Below are 23,821 nucleotides of genomic sequence, written 5' to 3'. Positions count from 1 at the left end.
TTACATTCCAGCTGCCACCTAAATCCCCTGTGGGAGCGAGCCTGCTCGCGAAAGCGGTGGGTCAGTTTACAGATTCGCCGACTGACACTACGCCTTCGCGAGCAGGCTCGCTCCCACAGGGGAATTGCGCTGGATTCAGCAGTTTTGTGCCAAGGCTCGCAAATCTCTTGACTCTTCAGGAAGCTAAAAAAACCAAGTGTCCACATTCCATAAAACGTGGACACCTGCTTAATTGGCATTATCGAATCGTCAACTCCACACTCATTCCTCTGCTGAACAAATACCCGCAAAACCGCCAGCAACGTTTAGTTTCGTTTACTTCTGGTCTCGCAATATCAGATGACGCCCACAGACCTTGTAGGCAAACTCCGAAACTCACGTTGGAGCGGCTTACTGCCCTATTGCGCTGTTTTTTCACGGGATACTCTCCGGACGTCGCTGACCCATTCAGCGATCGGGCTTGGTAACCCGGTGGAATAAGGCGCAACAGCGCACCCGACACGACTCAGGCGTTATCCCGCCCGAGCCCCTGTGTTATGGCAGCTGTGCGTGGGACGCTTTCGGGCGTGCCGGTTTCCTTGATTCCCCGGTTTACCAACCTGCGCACAGCTGCCACCCATTCGCTTGGTATCGGATGCGGCAGCTCTCGAAATCAAGGGAACTGACAATGAACAATCCATCTGATCTTAAAACCATCGTCTTCACCCCTTTCCTCTACAACGCGGATCATGCGTTCTTCAACGTCCGCTCCGGCATCCCGATCATCGATGCCTTGTCCCAATCCTCCGACCTGCTGCACCTCGCGAAATCCTTCGCCGAGGATGCTGCTTTCATCAGAGACACCGACCGCCACGCCTGGGCTGCGCATTACCTCACACTCATGGGCAAGGCTTTGCTTGATGATGTGATTCAGACACTGACTCCTCGTCCTCCGCGAACAAAGGCTGAATCTGAATTAGATGCACCCGAGAGCATGTAAAAGCGCAGGCACAAAAAAGCCCCCGCCAGTTGAAAAACCGGCGAGGGCTATCTTTTAATTGGGTTCGACACATTGATCAGATTCGACGCTCGGCGGCGTCGTAAACCTCTTCATCTCGCCGCACCCCAACTGCGACGATCAACACCTGAATCGCCCTGCCATTGACCCGATAAACAATGCGCGTGTCGCCCGTGCGAATCCTGCGACATCCGGCAAGGCTGGCTCTGAGCGGTTTACCAGACTTGTCTGGCTCACCATTAATAATCCGCTCTTCAATGACATCAAGAATCCGGTTGGCTGCCGCAGATCCCAGTTGATCCAGATCCCCTTGGACTTCCGGATGATAAATCACTCCCCAAACCATCCAGCACTCCTTTAGTCCTTCCTGGCATACCTGGCCCGCATATCGTCATGGCTGACCGCTTGGGCCGGATCAAAATTGATCAATCTCTCCCGGGCTGCCGCTTCGATGCGCAGGTTCTCGAGTTCATCCAGCATCTCTTGATAGGCCTGCACATTGATGATGACAGCGGCCGGTTGATTGTCTTTGAAGATAACCAAACGCTCAGTTGCACGACTGGAGATTTCCTTGAGCTTCGCACTGAAGCTCCTGACCATGGCAGTGACGGAAATTGCCTGGTCAGCACGTTCTAGTAATGCCGTCATAACTACCTCTCACTCACTTGCTGATTAGCACAATAATGCACAGAGTATTGCGTTGAATTAAACACAGTGCAACTTCCTGTTTCCAGCCACCGACCAAATACCAGCTCGACCAGACGCCCACAAAAAAGCCCCCGCCAACCACAAGGCTGACGAGGGCTTTTCAGTTGAGGTCAGGCTTACATCTCCACCTGCGTCCCCAACTCAATCACCCGGTTCAACGGCAAATTGAAGAACCTCAAGTTCCCATTGGCATTCTTCAACATGAACGCAAACAGCGCTTCACGCCAACGCGCCATGCCCTCAAGCTTCGAGGCAATCACCGTTTCTCGGCTGAGGAAGTAAGTCGTGCGCATCGGGCTGAAATCCAGATCATCCAGATGACACAGCTTCAGTGCCTGCGGCACGTCCGGCTCGTCGGTGAAGCCGAAGTGCAGGATCACCCGGAAGAAGCCCTCCCCGTGCGCTTCCACTTCGAAGCGTCGCGATGGCGGTACACGCGGGATGTCTTCGTAGACCACCGTCAGCAACACCACTTGCTCATGCAGCACCTGGTTGTGCAGCAGGTTGTGCAACAGCGCATGCGGCACGGCGTCGGAGCGCGCGGTAAGGAACACGGCGGTGCCCTGCACCCGATGCGGCGGTTGCACGCGAATGCTGCTGATGAAGATCGGCAGCGGCAGCGCACCTTCGTCGAGGCGCTCCACCAGCAGTTGCTTACCGCGCTTCCAGGTGGTCATCAGCACGAACAGCGCGATACCGGCGATCACCGGGAAGGCGCCGCCCTGAACGATCTTCGGCACGTTGGCGGCGAAGTACAGACCGTCCACCAACAGGAAGCCAATCAGCACCGGCACCGCGAGGATCGGCGGCCATTTCCACAGCAGCAGCATCACCGCCGACACCAGAATGGTGGTCATCAGCATGGTGCCAGTCACCGCCACGCCGTAGGCAGAAGCCAGTGCGCCGGAGGATTCGAAGCCCAGCACCAGCAGCACCACGCCGACCATCAGCGCCCAGTTCACCGCGCCAATGTAGATCTGGCCCTGCTCGTCGCTGGAGGTGTGCTGGATGTACATACGCGGAATGTAACCGAGCTGAATCGCCTGACGCGTCAGGGAGAACGCGCCGGAAATCACTGCTTGCGAAGCGATCACCGTGGCCAGCGTCGACAAACCAACGAGTGGAATCAGCGCCCAGCTCGGTGCCAGCAGATAGAACGGGTTGCGCGCCGCTTCCGGGTTGTCCAGCAGCAAGGCGCCCTGACCGAAGTAATTCAGCACCAGTGCTGGCAATACCAGGATGAACCACGCGCGGGCAATCGGCTTGCGGCCGAAGTGGCCCATGTCCGCGTACAGCGCTTCGGCACCGGTCAGCGCCAGCACCACAGCGCCGAGGATTGCCACGCCCATGCCTGGGTGCACGGTGAAGAAACGCACCGCCCACGCAGGATTCATCGCATGCAGCACTTCCGGCGTGTGGCTGATGCCATACACACCGAGGGCGCCGAGGACGAGGAACCAGGTGACCATGATCGGCCCGAACAGGATGCCAATCCGCGCCGTACCGTGGCGCTGGATCAGAAACAGTCCGACCAACACCACCAGCGACAGCGGCACCACCCAATGGTCGATGCCATCGAATGCCAGCCCCAAACCTTCAATGGCCGACAATACTGAAATCGCCGGGGTGATCATGCTGTCGCCGTAAAACAGCGCAGCACCGATCAGCCCGCACACCACCAGCAACGAGCGCAGCTTCTTGCGATGCCCCGCCGCTCGCCGTGCCAGTGCGGTGAGCGCCATGATGCCGCCCTCGCCCTGGTTGTCGGCGCGCAGCACGAACATCATGTATTTGATCGACACGACCCAGATCAGCGACCAGAAGATCAACGACAGAATACCTAGCACGCCGTCGTGGTTGACCGGAACGCCGTAACCGCCGGAAAACACTTCTTTGAGGGTGTACAACGGGCTCGTGCCAATGTCGCCGTAAACTACCCCGACCGCCGCGACCAGCATGCTCAGCGGCTTGGTGGCCGAACCCTCGGCGCCTGCCGCATGACTACTTGCCTGACCCATCCAACACTCCTACTTCTCAGAACCGGCTTCTTTGAATGAAGCACTATGCTTTGTGGTGCAGCATGCGCTGTTTTACCTGTTGTTACAGACGTTTTGTTGACTGTAAAAAATTGGTAAAGCTCAACGGCGCGAAGCATAGCGCAGCACTCGTCGTATTTCCCTGCATAAAGCTGGTCAAGTGCGTTGCCCGCCGCTAGAATTGCGCACTTTTTGATCAGAGGCGCGCCCTAAGCGCCCGTCCGTCGGCTTTCGCACCCAGAAAGCGATGTCACAAAATACCGAGGTTAGACATGTCCACCACTCCTGCGCCGGCCAATCCAAAGGTTGGCTTTGTATCTCTGGGTTGCCCGAAAGCACTGGTCGACTCCGAGCGCATCCTGACCCAGCTGCGCATGGAAGGCTATGACGTGGTGTCCACTTATCAGGACGCCGACGTGGTCGTGGTCAACACCTGCGGTTTCATCGATTCGGCCAAAGCTGAGTCTTTGGAAGTGATCGGCGAAGCGATCAAGGAAAACGGCAAGGTCATCGTCACCGGCTGCATGGGCGTGGAAGAAGGCAATATCCGCAACGTACACCCGAGCGTGCTGGCTGTGACCGGTCCGCAGCAGTACGAGCAAGTGGTCAACGCCGTGCACGAAGTCGTACCGCCGCGTAAAGATCACAACCCGCTGATCGACCTGGTGCCGCCGCAAGGCATCAAGCTGACTCCGCGCCACTACGCCTACCTGAAGATTTCCGAAGGCTGCAACCACAGCTGCTCGTTCTGCATCATCCCGTCGATGCGCGGCAAACTGGTCAGCCGTCCGGTCGGTGATGTACTCGACGAAGCACAGCGCCTGGTCAAGTCCGGCGTTAAAGAGCTGTTGGTGATCTCGCAAGACACCAGCGCTTACGGCGTTGACGTGAAATACCGCACCGGTTTCTGGAACGGCGCGCCGGTGAAAACCCGCATGACCGAACTCTGCGAAGCCCTGAGCACCCTCGGCGTCTGGGTCCGTCTGCACTACGTTTACCCGTACCCGCACGTTGACGAGCTGATCCCGCTGATGGCCGCCGGCAAGATCCTGCCGTACCTGGACATCCCGTTCCAGCACGCCAGCCCGAAAGTGTTGAAGTCGATGAAACGCCCGGCGTTCGAAGACAAGACCCTGGCGCGCATCAAGAACTGGCGCGAAATCTGCCCGGACCTGATCATCCGTTCGACCTTCATCGTCGGCTTCCCGGGCGAAACCGAAGAAGACTTCCAGTACCTGTTGAACTGGCTGACCGAAGCGCAGCTCGACCGCGTCGGCTGCTTCCAGTACTCGCCGGTTGAAGGCGCACCGGCCAATGATCTGGATCTGGAGATTGTTCCGGACGAGGTCAAGCAGGACCGTTGGGATCGCTTCATGGCGCACCAGCAAGCGATCAGCTCGGCGCGTCTGCAAATGCGTATTGGCCGTGAGATCGAAGTGCTGGTAGACGAAGTCGACGAGCAAGGCGCGGTTGGCCGCTGCTTCTTCGATGCGCCGGAAATCGATGGCAATGTGTTTATCGATAACGGCAGCAATTTGAAGCCGGGTGACAAGGTCTGGTGCAAAGTGACTGATGCTGACGAATATGATCTGTGGGCTGAGCAGATCTAAGGTCAAAAGCCCCTCACCCCTGCCCTCTCCCAGAGGGAGAGGGAGCTGACCGTGTTGTTCTTTCGAGGTACATCGACCTGAGCTATCCGGTCGAACTCAGGTTTGAAAAGCACGAAGATCAGCTCCCTTTCCCCTCGCCCCCTCTGGGGGAGAGGGTTGGGGTGAGGGGGAAGGCAGACACCGCAACAAATACAAAAAGCCCCACTCTTTTTACAAGATGCGGGGCTTTTTTACGGCTATCGTTTAGCGGGGGACGGACTCCCTTGAAACGGACAAGAGGCAGACGGGCATGCGTCACCATTCGGTCATCCATACGCCGAAACTCAGCGATTATCAGGAACTGACCCGGGTCTGGGAGGCCTCGGTTCGCGCAACCCATGATTTTCTGCCGGACAGCTACATCGAATTGCTGCGCAATCTGGTGCTCACGCGTTATCTGGATGCGGTGATGTTGATCTGCACCAAGGACGCCAATCAGCGCATTACCGGGTTTGCCGGTGTTGCGGCGGGCAAAATTGAAATGCTGTTTATCGATCCCGATCATCGTGGCCAGGGATTGGGCAAGAAACTGCTGAATTACGCGATGCAGCATCTGAATGCCGATGAACTCGACGTCAACGAACAGAACCCGCAGGCCTTGGGGTTTTACTTCAAGCAGGGTTTCGAGGTCATCGGCCGCTCGGAGGTCGATGGCATGGGCCAGCCGTATCCGTTGCTGCACATGCGTTTGCGCCAAAATCAGCAACGCTCAGGCAACGGCTGACACAACACAACCCCATGTAGGAGTGAGCCTGCTCGCGATGCAGGCGCCGCGGTCAGTCAGATACACCGCGGTGATGCAATCGCCAGCAGGCTGGCTCCCACAGGGAATTGTGAACAGCCTGTAAATGGAACCGGGCTTAACCGGCGCCACACAGGTACAATGCCCACCCCTTTTTTGTTACGGCCCTGTCATGACTGACCCGATTCGCCTCTCCAAACGCCTCATCGAACTGGTCGGTTGCTCCCGCCGGGAGGCCGAGCTGTTCATCGAGGGCGGCTGGGTCACCGTGGACGGCGAAGTGATTGACGAGCCGCAATTCAAGGTCGGCGACCAGAAGGTCGAGCTCGACAAGGACGCCAAGGCAACCGCACCGGAGCCAGTGACCATCCTGCTCAACGCGCCAGCCGGCATGGACATCGAAACGGCCATGCAATCGCTGAGCGCCGAAACCCTCAGCGAAGAACACCGCTACGGCAAACGCCCGTTGCGCGGGCACTTCCTGCGCCTGACTGCCAGTGCCGACCTGCAGGCCAAGGCCAGCGGCCTGCTGGTGTTCACTCAGGACTGGAAAATCCTGCGCAAGCTCACCGCCGACGCGGCGAAGATCGAGCAGGAATACGTAGTCGAAGTCGAAGGTGACATGGTCGCCCACGGCCTCAATCGCCTGCAGCACGGCCTGACGCACAAGGGCAAAGAGCTGCCGCCGGTCAAGGCCAGCTGGCAGAACGAAAACCGGCTGCGCTTCGCCATGAAAAACCCGCAGCCCGGCATCATCGCCCAGTTCTGCGAAGCGGTCGGCCTGAAGGTCATCGGCATCCGCCGCATCCGCATCGGCGGCGTCTCGATCGGCAAAGTCCCGGTCGGCCAATGGCGCTACCTGTCCGGCAAAGAGAAGTTCTAAGACTTCCACTGCCGCCACACATTCCGGCAGCGCGCCTGCGCGCTGCCCACAACGCTTATCAGGATTACTCAAATGATTCATAACGACGTATTGCGCAGCGTGCGCTACATGCTCGACATCAGCGACAAGAAGGTTGTCGAGATCATCAAGCTCGGCGGCATGGAAGTAGCGCTCGCCGACGTAGTGACCTGGCTCGACAAGAAAGAAGAAGACGAAGAAGGTTTCGTGCGCTGCCCGGACGAAGTCATCGCACACTTCCTCGACGGTCTGGTGATCTTCAAGCGTGGCAAGGACGAAAGTCGTCCGCCGCAGCCGATCGAAGTGCCGGTGACCAACAACATCATCCTGAAAAAGCTGCGCGTGGCCTTCGAACTGAAAGAAGACGACATGCACGCGATCCTCAAGGCCGCCGAATTCCCGGTGTCCAAGCCTGAGCTGAGCGCACTGTTCCGCAAGGTCGGCCACACCAACTACCGCCCGTGCGGCGACCAGTTGCTGCGCAACTTCCTCAAGGGCCTGACCCTGCGCGTTCGCCCGGCCTGATGCCCTTCTGCGGTGGCGACTGATGGTCGCCGCCGCAGCGCATGACCGCTCATTCCTTTCGAAAATAGTGGCTCCGCTTTTTGCGGCTGACGACTAGGGTGTACTGATCCCTAATCCTCAGGACTCGCCATGCACCCGTACTTTTCCCTGCAAGGCCGCACCGCTCTGGTGACCGGCGGCACCCGTGGTATCGGCAAAATGATCGCCAAGGCCTTTGTCGAGGCTGGCGCGCGCGTTTACGTCTGCTCGCGCGACGCCGAAGCGTGTCATCAAACCGCCGAAGAACTCAGTGCCTTGGGCAAATGTCATGGCATCGCGGCAAATCTGGCGACGGAAGAAGGCGTACAGGAGCTGGCCGCACGACTGGGCGAGCAGATCACTCACCTGGATATTCTGGTGAACAACGCCGGCACCACGTGGGGCGCACCGCTGGAGAGTTATCCGGTCAAGGGCTGGGAAAAGGTCATGCAGCTCAACGTGACTTCGGTGTTCACCTGCATCCAGCAGTTTTTGCCGCTGTTGCGCAAGGCTGGCTCGGCGGCGAATCCGGCGCGGATCATCAACATTGGCTCGGTGGCGGGGATTTCTTCATTTGGTGAGCAGGCGTATGCCTATGGGCCGAGTAAAGCCGCCCTGCATCAGCTGTCGCGGATTTTGGCGCGGGAGCTGGTGAGTCAGCACATCAACGTCAATGTGATCGCGCCGGGAAGGTTTCCGAGCAAGATGACGCAGCATATTGGCAATGATCAGCAGGCGCTGGCTGAGGATACGGCGTTGATTCCGATGAAGCGTTGGGGGCGTGAAGAGGAGATGGCGGCGTTGGCGATCAGTCTGGCGAGTACGGCTGGGGCTTATATGACCGGGAATATTATTCCGCTGGATGGTGGGTTCAGTCTCTGAGATCGGCGGTGCGGCCTTCGCGAGCAGGCTCGCTCCCACAGGGATCTTGTGCACGCCATTGACCCAATGTGGGAGCGAGCCTGCTCGCGAAGAGGCCAGCCCTGCCAGCACCAGACTTCAGGCCCGTCGGGTTATCATGCCCACCCTGCCCCGCTTCGAATGCAAACCATGACTTACAGCGTCTCCCCCATCGGCTTCGTGCGCTCCTGTTTCAAGGAGAAATTCGCCATCCCCCGCCAGCCACAACTGGCCCCCGCCGCCCGTGGCGTGCTCGAACTGGTGGCGCCGTTCGATCAGGGTGACGCCGTGCAAGGGCTGGAGCAGGTCAGTCATGTCTGGTTGCTGTTTCTGTTCCATCAGGCACTGGAAGACAAACCGCGACTGAAAGTCCGTCCGCCGCGCCTGGGCGGCAACAAGTCCATGGGCGTGTTCGCCACCCGCGCCACTCACCGGCCCAACGGCATTGGCCAATCGGTAGTGAAACTGGATAAGGTCGAAGCCAATCGCTTGTTCATTTCCGGGATCGACTTGCTCGACGGCACGCCAGTTCTCGACATCAAACCCTACGTGCCTTATGCCGACATCATCCCCGACGCTGCCAACAGCATCGCCAGCGCTGCGCCGCAGCTGATTGACGTGCAGTGGACGGACTCGGCGCTGAAACAGGCGCATACGCACGCTCAGCGCCTCGACGAGCCTTTGGTTGAGCTGATCGAACAGTGCCTGGCGCAGGATCCTCGCCCGGCGTATCAAACCCCGGCACCGGAGCGCGAGTACGGCGCACAGTTCTGGGATCTGGACGTGCGCTGGCATTACCCGACGCCTGAGCAGATCCGTGTGCTCGAAGTTATCCCCGCCGAGGCGTAATCCCCGGAAACGAAAAAGCCCGCGCGGCCTTCACAGGCAACGCGGGCTTTTTACTGTCACACCACAAAACCAACTGTGGGAGCGAGCCTGCTCGCGAAGGCGCCGTATCAGTCAACATCAATGTTGATGACAGACCGCTTTCGCGAACAGGCTCGCTCCCACAAGGGCAAGTGCTTACTTCTCGACGAACGCACGCTCGATCAGGTAATCACCCGGCTCGCGCATACGGGCCGAGATCTTCAGGCCGAAGCTGTCGAGCACTTCGCTGGTCTCGTCGAGCATGCTCGGGCTGCCGCAGATCATCGCGCGGTCGTCCTGCGGGTTGATCGGCGGCAGGCCGATGTCGCTGAACAGCTTGCCGCTGCGCATCAGGTCGGTCAGACGGCCCTGATTCTCGAATGGCTCGCGGGTCACGGTCGGGTAGTAGATCAGCTTGTCACGCAGCGCTTCGCCGAAGAACTCGTTCTGCGGCAGGTGCTCGGTGATGAATTCGCGGTAGGCGACTTCGTTGACGTAACGCACACCGTGAACCAGGATCACTTTTTCGAAGCGCTCGTAGGTTTCCGGGTCCTGAATCACGCTCATGAACGGCGCCAGGCCAGTACCGGTGCTCAGCAGGTACAAGTGCTTGCCCGGGTTCAGGTCGTCGAGAACCAGGGTACCGGTAGGCTTCTTCGAGATGATGATCTCGTCGCCTTCCTTCAAGTGCTGCAACTGCGAGGTCAGCGGGCCGTCCTGCACCTTGATGCTGAAGAACTCCAGATGCTCTTCCCAGTTCGGGCTCGCGATCGAGTAAGCGCGCATAAGCGGGCGGCCGTTAGGCTGTTGCAGGCCGATCATCACGAACTGACCGTTCTCGAAGCGCAGGCCCGGATCGCGGGTGCACTTGAAGCTGAACAGAGTGTCGTTCCAGTGATGAACACTGAGGACACGCTCGTGGTTCATGTTGCTCATGTACGTTTGACTCCTGGAGATTGGGTCAGCGCTGGCTTTTGAAGGCGACGGTGCGCAATTGCATCGCATTCTAATAGCGACGACAATATCTGTTAACTGGATTATTAAGATAAGGGTTATCGGTTATATCGATATGCGATTTACTCTCCGTCAACTGCAAGTCTTCGTCGCCGTCGCCCAGCAGGAAAGCGTATCCCGTGCTGCGGGTCTGCTCAACCTCTCGCAGTCGGCTGCCAGCACCTCGATCACCGAGCTCGAGCGCCAGTCCAGCTGCCAGCTGTTCGACCGCGCCGGCAAGCGGCTGAGCCTCAACGCCCTCGGCAAACAGCTGTTGCCACAGGCGGTGGCCCTGCTCGATCAGGCCAAGGAAATCGAAGACCTGCTCAACGGCAAATCCGGTTTCGGCTCGCTGTCGGTGGGCGCGACGCTGACCATCGGCAATTATCTGGCGACGCTGCTGATCGGCAGTTTCATGCAGCGCCACCCGGAAAGTCAGGTGAAGCTGCACGTGCAGAACACCGCCAATATCGTGCAACAAGTCGCCCACTACGAAATTGATCTGGGTCTAATCGAAGGCGATTGCAGCCACCCGGACATCGAAGTGCAGAGCTGGGTCGAAGATGAGTTGGTGGTGTTCTGCGCGCCGCAGCATCCGCTGGCCCAACGCGGTACTGCAAGCATGGAAGAGCTGACGCATGAAGCGTGGATTCTCCGCGAACAGGGTTCCGGCACGCGGCTGACCTTCGATCAGGCCATGCGTCACCACCGCAGCTCGCTGAATATTCGTCTGGAGCTGGAACACACCGAAGCGATCAAACGCGCGGTGGAATCAGGACTGGGGATTGGCTGTATCTCGCGGCTGGCGCTGCGTGATGCGTTCCGGCGCGGCAGTCTGGTGCCGGTGGAAACGCCGGATCTGGATCTGGCGCGACAGTTCTACTTCATCTGGCACAAGCAGAAGTATCAGACTTCCGCCATGCGCGAGTTTCTCGACCTGTGCCGCGCTTTCACCGCCGGGGTGCAGCGCAGCGACGAGATCGTCTTGCCGACAATCGCTTAGAGCAGAATCACTGCCCACACCAGTGCGATCATGCTCAGTGCCACGAATTGCGCGGCGCTGCCCATGTCCTTGGCGTTCTTCGACAGCGGGTGCAGTTCCAGCGAGATGCGGTCAATGGCCGCTTCCACTGCCGAGTTCAGCAACTCGACGATCAGCGCCAGCAGACACACAGCGATCAACAGTGCCTGCTCAACGCGGCTGACATTGAGGAAGAACGTCAGCGGAACCAGCACCACATTGAGCAGTACCAATTGGCGGAAGGCTGCTTCACCGGTGAAGGCTGCGCGCAGGCCGTCCAGCGAGTAACCGGAAGCGTTGAGGATGCGTTTCAGGCCGGTCTGGCCCTTGAAAGGTGACATAAAGTAGAAACCAACCAAAAAGGAGTGGGAAAGCTAGAGCAACAAAAGTCAAAAAAGCGTGAAGAGGCCAGCCTTTATTGGCTCGGAATTGACTCAAGTTGTTGCAGCAGTAAAGCCGCTTGCGTGCGAGTGCGCACATTCAGCTTGCGAAAGATCGCCGTGACGTGGGCCTTGATAGTCGCTTCGGACACGCTCAGCTCATAGGCAATCTGTTTGTTCAGCAGGCCTTCGCAGACCATGGTCAGTACGCGGAACTGCTGCGGCGTCAGGCTGGCGAGGCCATCGCTGGCGGCCTTGGCTTCATCGGAAACGGCGACCGCTTCGAACGCCTGCGGCGGCCAGAACACATCACCATCGAGCACTTTACGCACCGCTTCCTGAATCACGCTGAGATCGCTGGACTTGGGAATAAAGCCACTGGCGCCAAACTCACGGGATTTGACCATCACCGAAGCTTCTTCCTGCGCCGAAACCATCACCACCGGAATCTGCGGGTACTGTCCGCGCAGCATGACCAACCCGGAAAACCCGAAAGCGCCGGGCATGTTCAGGTCCAGCAGGACCAGATCCCAATCAGCCTTTTCAGTCAGGCGGGTTTCCAGTTCGGCGATGCTCGCCACTTCCACCAGCCGTACATCCGGGCCAAGGCCCAGCGTCACCGCTTGATGCAGGGCACTACGAAACAGGGGGTGATCATCGGCAATCAGGATGTCGTATGTGGCCATTTTTCAAATGATCCTGTTTTTGATGGCAGACGCGGTGCATTCCGGTCTGGCCAAAGCAACTCAAGATGCCGCTTTCAAGCGATATCCACAGGGGCACGTTCAACGCCAATCAACAGCAAACACGGCGTTTCAAACCTTGGCCGCACCCTAATCGGCGCCAAGCATGCCCAGCGAAGACGGGGTGGTCAAGCAGCACGGCCGCTGGCTTGTACAGTATGGGCCACTATCGGGCCAACTCCGGCTGCGGCTTTCGTATATAGGGCAGCAACTCGGCATGGGCGGGGGTGGACTCATTCATGTCCAATTGCTGCTTGGCGCCGAGGTAATGCTGGCTGAACACGTCGAAATAGGCGTCCAGCGCAGAAGCGGCGTCCGAGTCACCGGCCAATTCCAGGCACAGCGCCGCGACTTCGGCGGTGCACAGATGCTCGCTGCGGGTCGAGCGGCGCAAGCGATATCGTGAAAGTTTATCCGGCAGCAGGCTAAGAATCGGCAAGCGATCGAAATACGGGCTCTTGCGGAAAATCTTCCGCGCTTCGGTCCAGGTCGCATCCAGCAGAATGAACAGCGGGCGCTTGCTGCTATCGGCAGCGACGGTGTTGGTCACTCGCGATGGTTCAACGTATTCGCCGGGAAACACCAGATACGGCTGCCATTGCGGGTCATTGAGCAGTGCGAGCATCTGCGGGTCGGGCTCGGTGCGCGACCAGATAAACGCGTGGTTATCGCGCACCACATCGGCAATCAGCCAACCGGTGTTGCTCGGTTTGAACACTTCCTTGCCGGTCATGATCAGGCACACGCCCGAGCGCGTTTCAACGCTTGGCCGCCACGCGCACAGACAATGGCTGATGATCACCCGACAATCGCGGCAGCGCTCGGAGCGAAAGCCACGGGCCTGAATCGGCTTGATACCTTCATCTTCGCGCTGGTCACGCAGACGGGCGACGGCGTTGGGGGCATGATTCATCGCGGGCAGCGCCGGCAGACAGGGAAACTCGACACGAACAACACTCGGCAGGGCAATAAAGGCCGGCAGTTTACCAGAGCGACGGGCACAAGCCTGTACCCTCCCGACCGGCTCCCCTATAATTCGCCGCCACTGAACGCACAGTCACGTGGCTGGTCGAACCACCAGTCACTGAACCAGGAGAGTTTCATGCTGCGCCTTATCGTTCCCACCGCTGCCATTCTGCTGGCGTCGTCCTTCACCGCTCAGGCTGCCTCCCTGAGTGAGCAGAATCTGAACCGCGAGCTGCGCAACGTCGCCGCCCAAAGCAGCGTCGGCACGCCACGCGCCATCAGCGAAGATATTCTTGATCAGGGCTTCACCGTTGAAGGCACGCAGCTAATCAACCACCTGAGCGTGCAGAAGAGCCACGCCGACAAGATGCGCGCTGATCCTAAAGCCGTGTATTTCCAGTTGGGCGCTTCAGTGTGCAACAACCCGTCGTTTCGCAAGCTGATGGCCAAGGGCGCGATCATGCGTTACGACTTCACCGAAGTGAAAACCAACAAAGCGATCGGCTCCGCCAGCTATCAGGAATCGGATTGCCCGAAAGCCGGCCCGGCGAAGAAGAAGTAATCATCGCGAATTGGCGCGCCGCTGTTCATCCTCGGCGCGCAGTTCGGCCAGCAAGGCCTGTAAATAGTGCGAACGGCGCTCGCCGCCCGCCAACCGCCGGCAGCACTCTTCTTCGAGACTGAGATGATTGGTCTCGGCTGATGCCTTCAACATTCGATACAGCTGCGTATCGATCTCCAGAATCACTCTGGCCATGCGCCCCGCCTCCTTGCCACCTGCAAATCCTTGAATCACGCGCACCGTGACGCAAAGCTGTCGTACGGCGCCTGTACGTTAGTTAATCAGAGGGATTGCCACTCGGTGCACGTTCAGACGAGCGGTGACGCAGCGGCGGAAAATCAATAAACGGTTGCCAGACAAAACGTTGCGGCGCAATGATCAAGTCAGCGCGATTGCGCGCAAGGGTCTAGATTCAGAGTATTCCCGATCACTTTTCAACGGCAGGCAAGGAACTGCCGATCGTGTGTTTTTTGCAGCGCGGCACTGACGCCGCTCGTCAGGGCCATCCGCTCTGTGCAGAAGGAGACGTTGAATGCCTTACCAACCGAATGACCTCTTGAGCCGTCATTTTCAGGAAAGCGGTCCCGACCTCATCAGCCAGGTTGAAGAACAACTCAGCCGCGTTTCCCCCAACAGCCCCAACCTTCCCATCTACCGCGACATGATCCTGACCGTGCTGCGCATGGCCCAGGAAGACCACAACCGCTGGAACGCCAAGATCACCCTGCAAGCCCTGCGCGAACTCGAGCAGGCGTTCCGGGTTCTGGAACAATTCAAGGGCCGACGCAAAGTCACGGTGTTCGGCTCGGCGCGTACACCCGTCGAACATCCGCTGTATGCCATGGCCCGAGAGCTCGGCGCGGCGTTGACCCGTTCGGAGATGATGGTCATCACCGGGGCCGGGGGCGGCATCATGGCCGCCGCCCATGAAGGCGCCGGCCGCGATCATAGCCTCGGGTTCAACATCACCCTGCCCTTCGAACAGCATGCCAACCCGACCGTCGACGGTACCGGCAATCTGCTGCCTTTCCACTTTTTCTTCACGCGAAAACTGTTCTTCGTCAAAGAGGCCGATGCACTGGTCTTGTGCCCGGGCGGTTTCGGCACACTGGATGAAGCGCTGGAAGTACTGACATTGATCCAGACCGGTAAAAGCCCACTGGTGCCGGTGGTGCTACTGGATGCGCCGGGCGGCACATTCTGGCAAGGCGCGATGGACTTCATCCGCCAGCAACTGGAAGAGAACCATTACATCCTGCCGACCGATATGAAACTGATGCGTCTGGTTTACACCGTCGAGGAAGCGGTGGAACAGATCAACCAGTTCTACAGCAACTTCCACTCCAGTCGCTGGCTCAAGCGTCAGTTCGTGATTCGCATGCATCACAAGCTCAGCGATCAAGCGCTGGAGCACATGCAGGAAGAATTCGCCGATCTGTGCCTGAGTGACCAGTTCCATCAACACGACTACAGCGGTGAGGAACACGATGATGCGCAGTTCAGCCATCTGGCGCGGCTGGCCTTCGCCTTTAATGCCCGCACTCACGGACGCCTGAGGGAGTTGATCGATTACATCAACCTGCCGGAAAACTGGGCTGATTCAAAACCGCAAACAGCGCAACGTTCACGCGAACCCTCCAAGGTAATTTGAGGGCAAAAAAAACGGCCCGCTATTTTCATAGCGGGCCGTTTTTATTTAAGCGGTTTAATCGTCCATCCCTCGACCGCTGAACAAACGGTTGATCATCTCCATCGAGAAGCCCCGATATGCCAGGAACCGGCCTTGCTTGGCCCGCTCTTTCGCATCAATCGGCAAATGTCCGGAGAACTTGCGGCGCCACGTGTCCTGAAGTTGCTCCTGCCAGCTGATACCGCTTTCGCGCAGGGCGAGTTCGATATCGGCACGTTGCAAACCGCGTTGGCTCAACTCTTCGCGAATCCGCAAAGGGCCATAGCCGGAACGGGCACGGTAGGAAACAAAGCTTTCAAGGTAACGGGCTTCGGAAAGCAGCCCCTCTTCCGTTAAACGGTCGAGGGCTGTTTCGATCATCTCCGCCTCAGCGCCGCGCTGACGCAGTTTTCGCGTCAGCTCGACTCGACCATGCTCGCGGCGTGCGAGCAGGTCCATGGCGGTTCGCCGCACCGCGACGAGGGTATCGAGTACGGCGGTGGTCATCGCTGCAATCAGATATCAGCGTCGGCCAGGTCGTCTTCAGTCTCTTTGACTGCAGAAGCCTTGGAGTCGATCACCGCAGGAGTCAGCAGTTTGTCACGCAGTTGCTTCTCGAGCTTCGCGGCGATTTCCGGGTTGTCTGCCAGGAACTTGGCCGAGTTGGCCTTGCCCTGACCGATCTTGGTGCCTTCGTAGGCATACCATGCGCCGGACTTCTCGACGAAACCGTGCAGCACACCCAGGTCGATCATCTCGCCGTTGAGGTAGATGCCTTTGCCGTAAAGAATCTGGAACTCGGCCTGACGGAACGGCGAAGCGACCTTGTTCTTCACAACCTTGACGCGGGTTTCGCTGCCGACCACTTCGTCGCCTTCCTTCACCGCGCCGGTACGACGGATGTCGAGACGAACCGAAGCGTAGAACTTCAGCGCGTTACCACCGGTGGTGGTTTCCGGGCTACCGAACATCACGCCGATCTTCATGCGGATCTGGTTGATGAAGATCACCAGGCAGTTGGCGTTCTTGATGTTACCGGTGATTTTACGCAGCGCCTGGGACATCAGACGGGCTTGCAGGCCCACGTGCATGTCACCCATTTCGCCTTCGATTTCAGCCTTTGGTACCAGTGCTGCCACGGAGTCGACGATGATCACGTCAACGGCGTTGGAGCGCACCAGCATGTCGGTGATTTCCAGGGCTTGTTCACCGGTGTCCGGCTGCGACACCAGCAGGTCGTCGACGTTGACGCCCAGCTTGCCGGCGTACTCAGGGTCGAGGGCGTGTTCGGCGTCGACGAATGCGCAGGTCGCGCCGGCTTTTTGAGCCTGGGCGATCACCGACAAGGTCAGTGTGGTTTTACCGGAAGATTCAGGACCGTAGATTTCAACGATACGGCCTTTTGGCAAGCCGCCGATGCCGAGTGCGATGTCCAGACCCAGAGAGCCGGTGGAGATAGCCGGGATCGCCTGACGGTCCTGATCGCCCATACGCATTACGGCACCCTTGCCGAATTGACGTTCGATCTGACCCAGGGCCGCAGCCAAGGCTTTCTTCTTGTTGTCGTCCATTAAAGTCCTCACGTAATCAATAAGGCCTGACGGCCAACACCTGTATAAGTAGCCAGTATTATTCCACAGCGTTCGCGGATCGCCTACCCCTGATTTTCGATTTCTCGTGCCGCTAGTCGCAGGAGCCCCTCTAGCGCGGCCTTCACCGTTTGTCGGCGGACTTCATCGCGGTTGCCGGGGAAGTGCTGAACCTCGCTGGTGACCGTTTCGCCAACGCCCCAGGCCAGCCACACCGTGCCGACCGGTTTGTTCGGCGAGCCGCCGTCCGGGCCGGCCACACCACTCACCGCCACGGCAAATCGCGCCAGGCTTTTGTCCTGGGCACCACGCACCATCGCTTCGACCACCTCGCGACTGACCGCGCCCACCGTTTCGAACAAATCGGCCGGCACATTCAGTTGCTGGGTTTTCTGCCGGTTGGAGTAGGTCACATAACCCGCCTCGAACCACGCCGAACTGCCCGGAATCCGTGTGATGGCTTCGGCTATCCCGCCACCGGTACACGACTCGGCGGTGGTCACATGGGCATTGAGCAGTTGCAGACGTCGGCCAAGGTCGGCGGCCAGTTGAGTGATCTCTTTCACGGCGTGCTCCGGATCGTGTGGAATGCCTCCACCGTACACGAGCCGGTTGCGCTTTCAATACACAGACTCATTCAAAATGTTCGGGCGCCAGCGCTCTGACATACGCCTGACACGCCTGCAAGGCGATCAGTCCACGGTCGCCGGTGTCGGTGATGGCGACAATTCGTTGAGCATGCGCCGGGTCAAGTCGGGCGCGTACGGCTGCATGATCCACGCCGCCGGCGCCGGTGGAGGCTGGCATGTTGCAGCCTGGGGCAACGTCGCTGGCGTCGAGAAGGACTGACAAGCGCACATCAGCAGTGGCAAGACGATCGCGCAGGCGATCCTGATCACGTTGGGCATCGCTCAGCGCTCGATAGTGGGTTTGTTCACTGGTCGCGAGCCGCTGCTCCAGCGCCAGACGTTTATCCTGCTCGGCCTGTCGTGCGATGGCGGCGACAGAATTCTGTTGATTGAGGACTTCGGCGTTTAACCGGGCCTGCTCCGCCAATTGCCGCCCATAGCGCCACTCCTGAAACTGCCAGGCCGCGGCAAAAGCACCCGCGGCCAGCAACAGGATGCCGATCATTCGCCAGGGGATTGGCATAGCACCGCCCTCGCCCGCGCCCAGATTTCCAGGCGATCCTGCAAACCGTTCAACCCGCCGTTGATGCGCCGGGTGATGGTATTGAACTGATCGCGATCGGCCAGTTCGTTCAAGCCGTTCTGTTCCCAGAACCATGCCGCGGACTCGGCGGCCCATTGCGGTTGTTCGAGCAGCTCGGGCAACGACAGCAAACGCTCATCGCCGAACAGACCGAGGCTGCACTGACGGTAATTCGAACGGCCGGTAATCTGAATCAACCCGCGCCCCCGATACTTTTGTCCGTCGCCGTCAGCCTCGGGAGTGTTGCCCAGACGCAAGGCCAACGTGCCGGTGTCGTATTTGCTCAGGTATTGGTTGTTGCCCAGTTCACGCACATAGCGCAATTGACCCGACTCGTGCCCGACTTGCGCGAGGAACGCCGCGATGCGTTTGGGCGAGTCGACGCGCCGCCGAGTCATGGCAGTGTTGAGTGCAGAAACAAAAACGCCCGCTTGGGTGCGGGCGTTGGGCATGATGTCGATCAGGTCTTTTTCAGTTATTTGCATAATGCTTGATCCTCCCTGGATATTGCCCTGATTGAATCATGGTTGACGGCCAATACCTGCCAGCCATTTATTTGCCAGAGTTTTCAGGGTGCCCGCTGCCGCCTCAGGTGTTTCGTCCAATGGCAGCACTTGCCCGCCCGATGACAGCCAAGCCTGATACTCAGTCCAGTCGCGATTGGTCGGATCCTGGGGGATGAATGCTGAATCCTCCACGCGCAATACGCCGCACGCTGTCAATTGGTATGTCATGTGTCACTCCTAGATTTCAGCGTCCGCTGTCCATTCAATCTGCAACCCGTTACCAGGCACGCTGTTGGGTGATGTCACCGTGCTAAGCGCGAAAGTACGCTGCGTCACACCGTGCACGAATGTTCCCGTACAGGCTGTTTGTACCGTGTAGTTCCAGACCTGATTACCTGTATTTGCAGGGCAATACAGCACGATGGTAGGTTGCACGCGCTTCAGTATCTGCATGTGGATGGCCAAGCCATATTGGCCAGCGTTGGCACCCGCGGACTGGCTAAACGAAAGAATGCACGTGCTGGTGCCATTGTTCGCCTGAACCGGTAGACGATTGGCGAAAGACTTCTCGAAATATCGCTGACACAGCATCAACTCTTCAGCAACCGGACGGTATTCGAAAGGCGTGGAAACCGGCCCCTCTTCCAACTGGATCTGCGCCAGATCGACCGTCTGCACGACGTTGAGCGGCAGGTCGAATGCCAGTCTCAGGCAATCGTTCGTGCCAAGCATTTTCCCGGCGATGGTCGGCACCTGAAATGTTGCGCTGTACCGGGTCCAGGCAGTGTTCAGTTGAAAGGCGTCAACCGCTTTCGTCACCGGTTCCGAACCACTTGCGCCAAAAATTTGCGCGAATGCCACTTTCAGTGCGCGCGGAGCATCGGATCGCGCCCAGAAGGTAACGGTGGCTGTTTTACCGGCCAGGGTTCGAACCGACTCGATAGCCTGGGAAATTTTATGCTCCGTTGCACCGACGCCCGCCGTGGTCTGCTGCCAGCGCAGGAAATACGCCGGCTCACCGGCCACCTCGGTCTGCCCCGGAACGAAGCTCTGCCGGCTGATCGCTACAGCCGCATTACCGTTCCAGTCACAGCGAAACCTATCAGCCACGTAACCACCAATATTCGGTGCCTGATTGGTCGTCCCGCGTTGCCAGATATCGAATCCGCCGTTGATCAGCAGATTCTTGCGGTACACCTGCACCGGGAACTGCTGCAACGGATCGGGCTTCGACAACAGCCGAATCGCCTGCGCCAGTTGATTGGTCTGCTGTTCATCCGGAGTCAAACCGGCAGCAGTAATCGCACTGAGAATTTCCTCGGTAACGCTGTTTCCCCACCTGGCCGGGATCAGTGAACCGGGCTTGCCCACAACCGGGTCTTCATCGACAAACTTGCCGTTCTCCAGGCCGGAGCCGGGAACGCTTTTTGGATAATCCATGTTGATTCCTCAGCCGTTTGCCCGCAGCAGGCCTTCCAGCCAATCGGGCTCGACCGGACGCGACAGTGCGTTTGGAAAGTCCGGATCATTTGGCCACTCACGCAGCGCTTGCCGGTAAGCCAACAACTGCTTGAACTCTTCGGCGCGCAGGGTTGCCCCTTCACCCACTTCAAGCTCTTCAGCGTCGCGGAACACCAACCATTGGGTGTTTTGAAGCACCTGGTTGCGCCATGCGCGTTCACGGATGGCCAGCGCAATCGGGGAATCGAGAGGATCGGTCAACACAGGCTGGCCAGAGTGACTGGCGCTGATGACTTTGCCGGCAGCTTGTCCCGCAAACAGCTCGACGTATTGCGCCTGGGTAATTTCCACCGCCCCGTCAGGCACTTCGGGAAGTGCGCTATCGACTCGATCAAAGCCAAGACTTTGTGCATAGAAATAAATCGTCATGATCAATACCCCCAAACCAGAACGCGACACGAAATTCCCGGCTCAGCCTTTACACTTCCAGCCAGCACATTTCGGACCCGCGCAACCACTGTCGTTGTCGTGGAGTTCGCGCCGTCAAATGCCCAAACGGTTACGTTGGAGCTACTCCAACCTGCCGGATAGCCTTCATTGGCGACACCGCCGAGAACAGCATTGGGAAACCTGATCGGCAACGACACCGTCATGTTGCCATTCGCATCGGAGCCCCCTGTTACCCATTGCACGATCAAACCGCTGGGAAACTTTTGATATCCCGATGTGGCGAACTGTGCGGCGTAATTGGTTGAGTACTTCAGCGCAGCGGTGCCATACACCACCCACACTCCAGACTCTCTGACGAAGTTCGCACTCTCACCATTATTCAACACGATCGACGCCAGATAGGCCCCTTGCGGACTGATCTGCGTGCCGGTTTTACTGGCCACGGTGACGGGTGCACTATTACGGCAATGCAGGCTGATCGTGGCGCCGTTCGGCACCGCAGCGGCATCCGGAAGCGTCACGGTATAAGCCGCGTTACCGCCCAGACCGATCGAGCAGCCGACATCGGCCTGAGTCAATTGGGTGGCGGCGGATATACTGCGAGCACTGGCATAACTGCCCAGCGCCCGCTGCACAAACTCAGATGTTGCTGCCGAGCGTCCACCATCAAACTGCGGCGCAGTCGTGAACAATGTCGGGCTGCGCAATGCCGCCAACAACTGATTGTTCGACGACTCATTCGGCGTCAGGCCGGCCGCCTGAACAACGTTAAGAATCTCTTGCGTGACGCTGTTGCCCCACGTCGCCGGGATCAGCGAGCCGGGTTTACCGGCAATTGGGTCCTCATCGACAAACTGGCCGTTGACCAGTCCAACACTGGGCACATTTTTGGGGTAGTCCAATGTTCATCTCCTTGATTTAAATACAATGGGTGCACAGGCCTCAGCCAATCACACTGGCTAGCCAAAGCGGCGCTGACGGTCGGGAATCCGCTGCCGGAAAAAGCACCGAATCTGGCCAGTCGCGCAGCGCTTGCCGGTACTCAAGCAGTTCCAGGTATTGCGCAGCCTTGAGCAAGGTTCCGCGCCCCAGTTCCTGCTCATCGCGATGGCGAGTCACCAGCCATTCGGTCGCTGAAAGAGTCATCTCGCGCCAGGTACGCTCCACTGTTCCAAGCCCTTGCTCAGCAACAACGGGCGCTTGGAGGATCACCGGACTTGTCTGCCCGGGCGGTGGTTCGGTAGCCGTCGTCAACTCGCTGATCAGGGCGCCGATGTCGACCGTCATGTCGTCTGGCACTCGCACCATCGACTCAACAAAAGACGGCGCAAACAGCTCGCTGATTGCGTAGTCACCGGTGTCGATCCGCTCGACCACCACGCCATTCTCGATCCGTGCATAAACGGCCATTATTCGTACTCCCATATTTCGCAAAAGGCGTTGCCGCCAGCGCCACTGACGACGGAAGCTGAAGGGTTGACCGAGCACGCGCCACTGCCACCGGAACCGCGAATGCCTGCGTTGCCAACCGTATTTGATCCAGTGAACGGGCCGCCGCCATCGAACGCACTGGCAGCCCCGCAACCGGAGAGCAGGCCCCAATTGGCGTTGCTCATTCCAAATCCGCCCGTGATGCCCCGAGCGCTGCAGAGATTGCCGCCGGTCACCGTGCCGCCCACGCCCCCCTGAATGAATCCGGACGACGTACCCGTGACCACGATCCCGAGCTTTTGCCCACCACCGCCACCCGAAACACTCATGTAAGTGCCAAAAGAAGCACCGCCACCCGACAGGCCTGTGGTGTTGCTGACAGCGCCACCGGCGCCAAGAGAAACCGGCACGCCAGCGAGCATTTGGGCCGTCACCTCGTATAGGCTTTCGGCGTACGCACCTGAGCCACCGCCACCGCCGAGGATTTGATTGTTGGCCGGCACAGGCGTGCATCCGCCGCCGGAGCCACCCGCACCGACCAATCGCACACGTATGCGCTTGGCTCTGGGATTCGGCACGTAGACCGTGATCCCCACCGTGTCTATCTGCCTGACCGCCAGCAGTCGTCCCCCCGCATCGGTGATGCCATAGCCGCTCAAGGTCGTCGGAGTGTTTTTCAGCTTGCTGAAGTCGACCAGCGCACCGATTGCGCTGGCCAGTTGATCGGTTCTGGCTTCATCCGGTGTCAATCCGGCAGCCTTGATCGCGTTGAGAATTTCTTGCGTGACGCTGTTGCCCCACGCAGCGGGAATCAACGATCCCGGTGTTCCGGCGAGCGGGTTTTCATCGACGAAGCCGCCGTTGACCAGCCCCACGCCGGGAATGTTTTTTGGATAGTCCATTGCACTGCTCCCTGTGCCGAATCAGTTGGCTACGGCCGTGCCGGGTGCGACCGGCCAGGTAGTTTCATCGGGGAAACCGGCCTGTTTTTCGATGCGGTTCAGCTCGACGCTGTAGAGCTTCCACTCGATCAGCAGCAGTTGTTCGTCATGGCTGGCATCGCCGATGTCTTCGGCGTATTGCAGAGGCGCGATGCGCAGCACTGCATCGCGTAGCAGTGCGTCGCGCTTAGCGAGAACGATGCGTTTGCGATCCGCCAGTTGCGCGGCCTCATCGACCTGCCATGCGTTGCCCACCCAGACGTGGAAGCCACCCGGAAAAGGCAACTGGGTGAAGCCCTCCGGCAATTCGCCAAGCGCATTCCAGGTTTCCCGAATGCCTGTGTCAGTGCGATAGACATCGCCACGACAATCGATCTGCTGTTGCAGCGAGCCGTTGTCATAGGCCCAGGCAAACCCCTCGGGCGCTGGGGAGAGTTCGATGCTCAGCGTCACCGCATTGCTTGGCAGTTGCAGACCGATCCCGGGCACCAGCGGAAACTCGACAGGTCCGGTCAATGCACCGCTGTCGTCTATCAAATAATTGAACATATGCA

31 protein-coding genes are annotated in these 23,821 nt (G+C 58.9%); 11 read left to right on the top strand and 20 right to left on the bottom strand.

Annotated features, from left to right (window positions below; translation table 11 throughout):
• The first annotated feature begins 667 nt into the window (after window positions 1–667).
• Window positions 668–979 (top strand): DUF3077 domain-containing protein, encoded by a 312-nt coding sequence (locus L8H52_RS02700; RefSeq protein WP_242204797.1) that lies wholly within the window; start codon window positions 668–670, stop codon window positions 977–979.
• Between the two features lie 76 nt (window positions 980–1,055).
• On the opposite strand, the gene L8H52_RS02695 is transcribed toward L8H52_RS02700, so the two are convergent.
• From L8H52_RS02695 to L8H52_RS02685, 3 genes are all read right to left on the bottom strand, one after another.
• Entirely contained in the window at window positions 1,056–1,343 is a 288-nt protein-coding gene (locus tag L8H52_RS02695; RefSeq protein ID WP_150811843.1) for a type II toxin-antitoxin system RelE/ParE family toxin, read from the bottom strand.
• Between the two features lie 11 nt (window positions 1,344–1,354).
• Complete coding sequence (locus tag L8H52_RS02690; RefSeq protein ID WP_064393110.1) at window positions 1,355–1,645, bottom strand: Phd-YefM; 291 nt, start codon at window positions 1,643–1,645, stop codon at window positions 1,355–1,357.
• 176 nt (window positions 1,646–1,821) lie between these two features.
• Window positions 1,822–3,723, bottom strand: coding sequence for a potassium transporter Kup (locus tag L8H52_RS02685; protein ID WP_242204798.1), 1,902 nt, complete (start codon window positions 3,721–3,723; stop codon window positions 1,822–1,824).
• A 290-nt stretch (window positions 3,724–4,013) separates the two neighbouring features.
• Here L8H52_RS02685 and rimO point away from each other — a divergent pair, with 290 nt between their 5' ends.
• From rimO to tsaA, 6 genes are all read left to right on the top strand, one after another.
• Complete coding sequence (gene rimO, locus L8H52_RS02680; protein ID WP_008088939.1) at window positions 4,014–5,351, top strand: 30S ribosomal protein S12 methylthiotransferase RimO; 1,338 nt, start codon at window positions 4,014–4,016, stop codon at window positions 5,349–5,351.
• 289 nt (window positions 5,352–5,640) lie between these two features.
• Window positions 5,641–6,114 (top strand): GNAT family N-acetyltransferase, encoded by a 474-nt coding sequence (locus L8H52_RS02675; protein WP_242204800.1) that lies wholly within the window; start codon window positions 5,641–5,643, stop codon window positions 6,112–6,114.
• Between the two features lie 190 nt (window positions 6,115–6,304).
• Window positions 6,305–7,015, top strand: a complete 711-nt coding sequence (locus L8H52_RS02670; RefSeq protein ID WP_242204802.1) for an rRNA pseudouridine synthase — start codon at window positions 6,305–6,307, stop codon at window positions 7,013–7,015.
• A gap of 72 nt (window positions 7,016–7,087) precedes the next feature.
• Window positions 7,088–7,558 (top strand): DUF1456 family protein, encoded by a 471-nt coding sequence (locus L8H52_RS02665; protein ID WP_007908719.1) that lies wholly within the window; start codon window positions 7,088–7,090, stop codon window positions 7,556–7,558.
• Window positions 7,559–7,687: 129 nt separating this feature from the next.
• Complete coding sequence (locus L8H52_RS02660; protein WP_242204804.1) at window positions 7,688–8,458, top strand: SDR family oxidoreductase; 771 nt, start codon at window positions 7,688–7,690, stop codon at window positions 8,456–8,458.
• 168 nt (window positions 8,459–8,626) lie between these two features.
• Complete coding sequence (gene tsaA, locus L8H52_RS02655) at window positions 8,627–9,325, top strand: tRNA (N6-threonylcarbamoyladenosine(37)-N6)-methyltransferase TrmO (RefSeq protein ID WP_077571453.1); 699 nt, start codon at window positions 8,627–8,629, stop codon at window positions 9,323–9,325.
• Window positions 9,326–9,499: 174 nt separating this feature from the next.
• Here the strand turns inward: tsaA and fpr are convergent, their stop codons facing one another.
• Window positions 9,500–10,279, bottom strand: coding sequence for a ferredoxin-NADP reductase (gene fpr, locus L8H52_RS02650; protein ID WP_007908723.1), 780 nt, complete (start codon window positions 10,277–10,279; stop codon window positions 9,500–9,502).
• A 133-nt stretch (window positions 10,280–10,412) separates the two neighbouring features.
• Here fpr and L8H52_RS02645 point away from each other — a divergent pair, with 133 nt between their 5' ends.
• Window positions 10,413–11,339 carry a LysR family transcriptional regulator gene (locus L8H52_RS02645; protein ID WP_242204806.1) on the top strand — a complete coding sequence of 309 codons (927 nt, stop codon included), beginning with the start codon at window positions 10,413–10,415 and terminating at the stop codon, window positions 11,337–11,339.
• Here the strand turns inward: L8H52_RS02645 and L8H52_RS02640 are convergent.
• Together L8H52_RS02640 and erdR are read right to left on the bottom strand one after the other, a co-directional pair.
• Window positions 11,336–11,698 (bottom strand): diacylglycerol kinase, encoded by a 363-nt coding sequence (locus L8H52_RS02640; RefSeq protein WP_042557932.1) that lies wholly within the window; start codon window positions 11,696–11,698, stop codon window positions 11,336–11,338. The genes L8H52_RS02645 and L8H52_RS02640 overlap by 4 nt on opposite strands.
• Window positions 11,699–11,772: 74 nt before the next feature.
• Complete coding sequence (gene erdR / locus L8H52_RS02635; protein ID WP_008077176.1) at window positions 11,773–12,423, bottom strand: response regulator transcription factor ErdR; 651 nt, start codon at window positions 12,421–12,423, stop codon at window positions 11,773–11,775.
• Between erdR and L8H52_RS02630 the strand changes: the two genes are divergently transcribed.
• The gene (locus L8H52_RS02630) at window positions 12,416–12,574 is read left to right on the top strand and encodes a hypothetical protein (protein ID WP_157173056.1); all 159 of its coding nucleotides are present in this window, start codon (window positions 12,416–12,418) and stop codon (window positions 12,572–12,574) included. The genes erdR and L8H52_RS02630 overlap by 8 nt on opposite strands.
• 72 nt (window positions 12,575–12,646) lie before the next feature.
• Here L8H52_RS02630 and L8H52_RS02625 read toward each other — a convergent pair whose 3' ends face one another.
• Window positions 12,647–13,393, bottom strand: coding sequence for a tRNA-uridine aminocarboxypropyltransferase (locus tag L8H52_RS02625; protein WP_242204809.1), 747 nt, complete (start codon window positions 13,391–13,393; stop codon window positions 12,647–12,649).
• A 189-nt stretch (window positions 13,394–13,582) separates the two neighbouring features.
• Here L8H52_RS02625 and L8H52_RS02620 point away from each other — a divergent pair, with 189 nt between their 5' ends.
• Window positions 13,583–14,008: a PA3611 family quorum-sensing-regulated virulence factor gene (locus L8H52_RS02620; RefSeq protein ID WP_008077172.1), complete on the top strand. Its 426-nt coding sequence runs from the start codon at window positions 13,583–13,585 to the stop codon at window positions 14,006–14,008.
• Here L8H52_RS02620 and L8H52_RS02615 read toward each other — a convergent pair whose 3' ends face one another.
• Window positions 14,009–14,203: a hypothetical protein gene (locus L8H52_RS02615; protein ID WP_034154934.1), complete on the bottom strand. Its 195-nt coding sequence runs from the start codon at window positions 14,201–14,203 to the stop codon at window positions 14,009–14,011.
• A 337-nt stretch (window positions 14,204–14,540) separates the two neighbouring features.
• Between L8H52_RS02615 and L8H52_RS02610 the strand changes: the two genes are divergently transcribed.
• Entirely contained in the window at window positions 14,541–15,659 is a 1,119-nt protein-coding gene (locus L8H52_RS02610; protein ID WP_242204810.1) for a TIGR00730 family Rossman fold protein, read from the top strand.
• Window positions 15,660–15,713: 54 nt separating this feature from the next.
• Here the strand turns inward: L8H52_RS02610 and recX are convergent, their stop codons facing one another.
• From recX to L8H52_RS02550, 12 genes are all read right to left on the bottom strand, one after another.
• Window positions 15,714–16,184: a recombination regulator RecX gene (recX, locus tag L8H52_RS02605; RefSeq protein WP_008077166.1), complete on the bottom strand. Its 471-nt coding sequence runs from the start codon at window positions 16,182–16,184 to the stop codon at window positions 15,714–15,716.
• Between the two features lie 8 nt (window positions 16,185–16,192).
• A complete protein-coding gene (gene recA / locus L8H52_RS02600; protein ID WP_007908746.1) occupies window positions 16,193–17,248 on the bottom strand; it encodes a recombinase RecA in 1,056 nt (351 codons plus the stop codon).
• Between the two features lie 83 nt (window positions 17,249–17,331).
• The gene (locus L8H52_RS02595; protein WP_242204812.1) at window positions 17,332–17,832 is read right to left on the bottom strand and encodes a CinA family protein; all 501 of its coding nucleotides are present in this window, start codon (window positions 17,830–17,832) and stop codon (window positions 17,332–17,334) included.
• Window positions 17,833–17,899: 67 nt separating this feature from the next.
• Entirely contained in the window at window positions 17,900–18,418 is a 519-nt protein-coding gene (locus L8H52_RS02590) for a lysis system i-spanin subunit Rz (RefSeq protein ID WP_242204814.1), read from the bottom strand.
• Window positions 18,397–18,963, bottom strand: coding sequence for a glycoside hydrolase family 19 protein (locus L8H52_RS02585; protein WP_242204816.1), 567 nt, complete (start codon window positions 18,961–18,963; stop codon window positions 18,397–18,399). The genes L8H52_RS02590 and L8H52_RS02585 overlap by 22 nt, the downstream gene beginning before the upstream one ends.
• 36 nt (window positions 18,964–18,999) lie before the next feature.
• Window positions 19,000–19,212 carry a hypothetical protein gene (locus L8H52_RS02580; protein ID WP_242204818.1) on the bottom strand — a complete coding sequence of 71 codons (213 nt, stop codon included), beginning with the start codon at window positions 19,210–19,212 and terminating at the stop codon, window positions 19,000–19,002.
• Between the two features lie 9 nt (window positions 19,213–19,221).
• Window positions 19,222–20,424 (bottom strand): carbohydrate-binding protein CenC, encoded by a 1,203-nt coding sequence (locus L8H52_RS02575; RefSeq protein ID WP_242204820.1) that lies wholly within the window; start codon window positions 20,422–20,424, stop codon window positions 19,222–19,224.
• A gap of 9 nt (window positions 20,425–20,433) precedes the next feature.
• Window positions 20,434–20,874 carry a phage tail assembly chaperone gene (locus L8H52_RS02570; protein ID WP_242204822.1) on the bottom strand — a complete coding sequence of 147 codons (441 nt, stop codon included), beginning with the start codon at window positions 20,872–20,874 and terminating at the stop codon, window positions 20,434–20,436.
• Window positions 20,875–20,876: 2 nt separating this feature from the next.
• On the bottom strand, window positions 20,877–21,797 hold the full coding sequence (locus L8H52_RS02565; RefSeq protein WP_242204824.1) for a phage tail protein: 921 nt from the start codon (window positions 21,795–21,797) through the stop codon (window positions 20,877–20,879).
• Between the two features lie 40 nt (window positions 21,798–21,837).
• Entirely contained in the window at window positions 21,838–22,305 is a 468-nt protein-coding gene (locus L8H52_RS02560) for a phage tail assembly chaperone (RefSeq protein WP_242204826.1), read from the bottom strand.
• Window positions 22,305–23,228: a hypothetical protein gene (locus L8H52_RS02555; RefSeq protein ID WP_242204829.1), complete on the bottom strand. Its 924-nt coding sequence runs from the start codon at window positions 23,226–23,228 to the stop codon at window positions 22,305–22,307. Before L8H52_RS02555 ends, L8H52_RS02560 begins: the two co-directional genes overlap by 1 nt.
• A gap of 21 nt (window positions 23,229–23,249) precedes the next feature.
• Entirely contained in the window at window positions 23,250–23,816 is a 567-nt protein-coding gene (locus L8H52_RS02550) for a tail fiber assembly protein (protein ID WP_242204831.1), read from the bottom strand.
• Window positions 23,817–23,821: the final 5 nt, after the last annotated feature.

Origin of the sequence: Pseudomonas sp. CROZ-RG-20F-R04-15 (genome assembly GCF_022662375.1) — a bacterium.
Classification (GTDB): Bacteria; Pseudomonadota; Gammaproteobacteria; order Pseudomonadales; family Pseudomonadaceae; genus Aquipseudomonas.
This window is presented reverse-complemented; position numbering and strand designations above follow the sequence as displayed.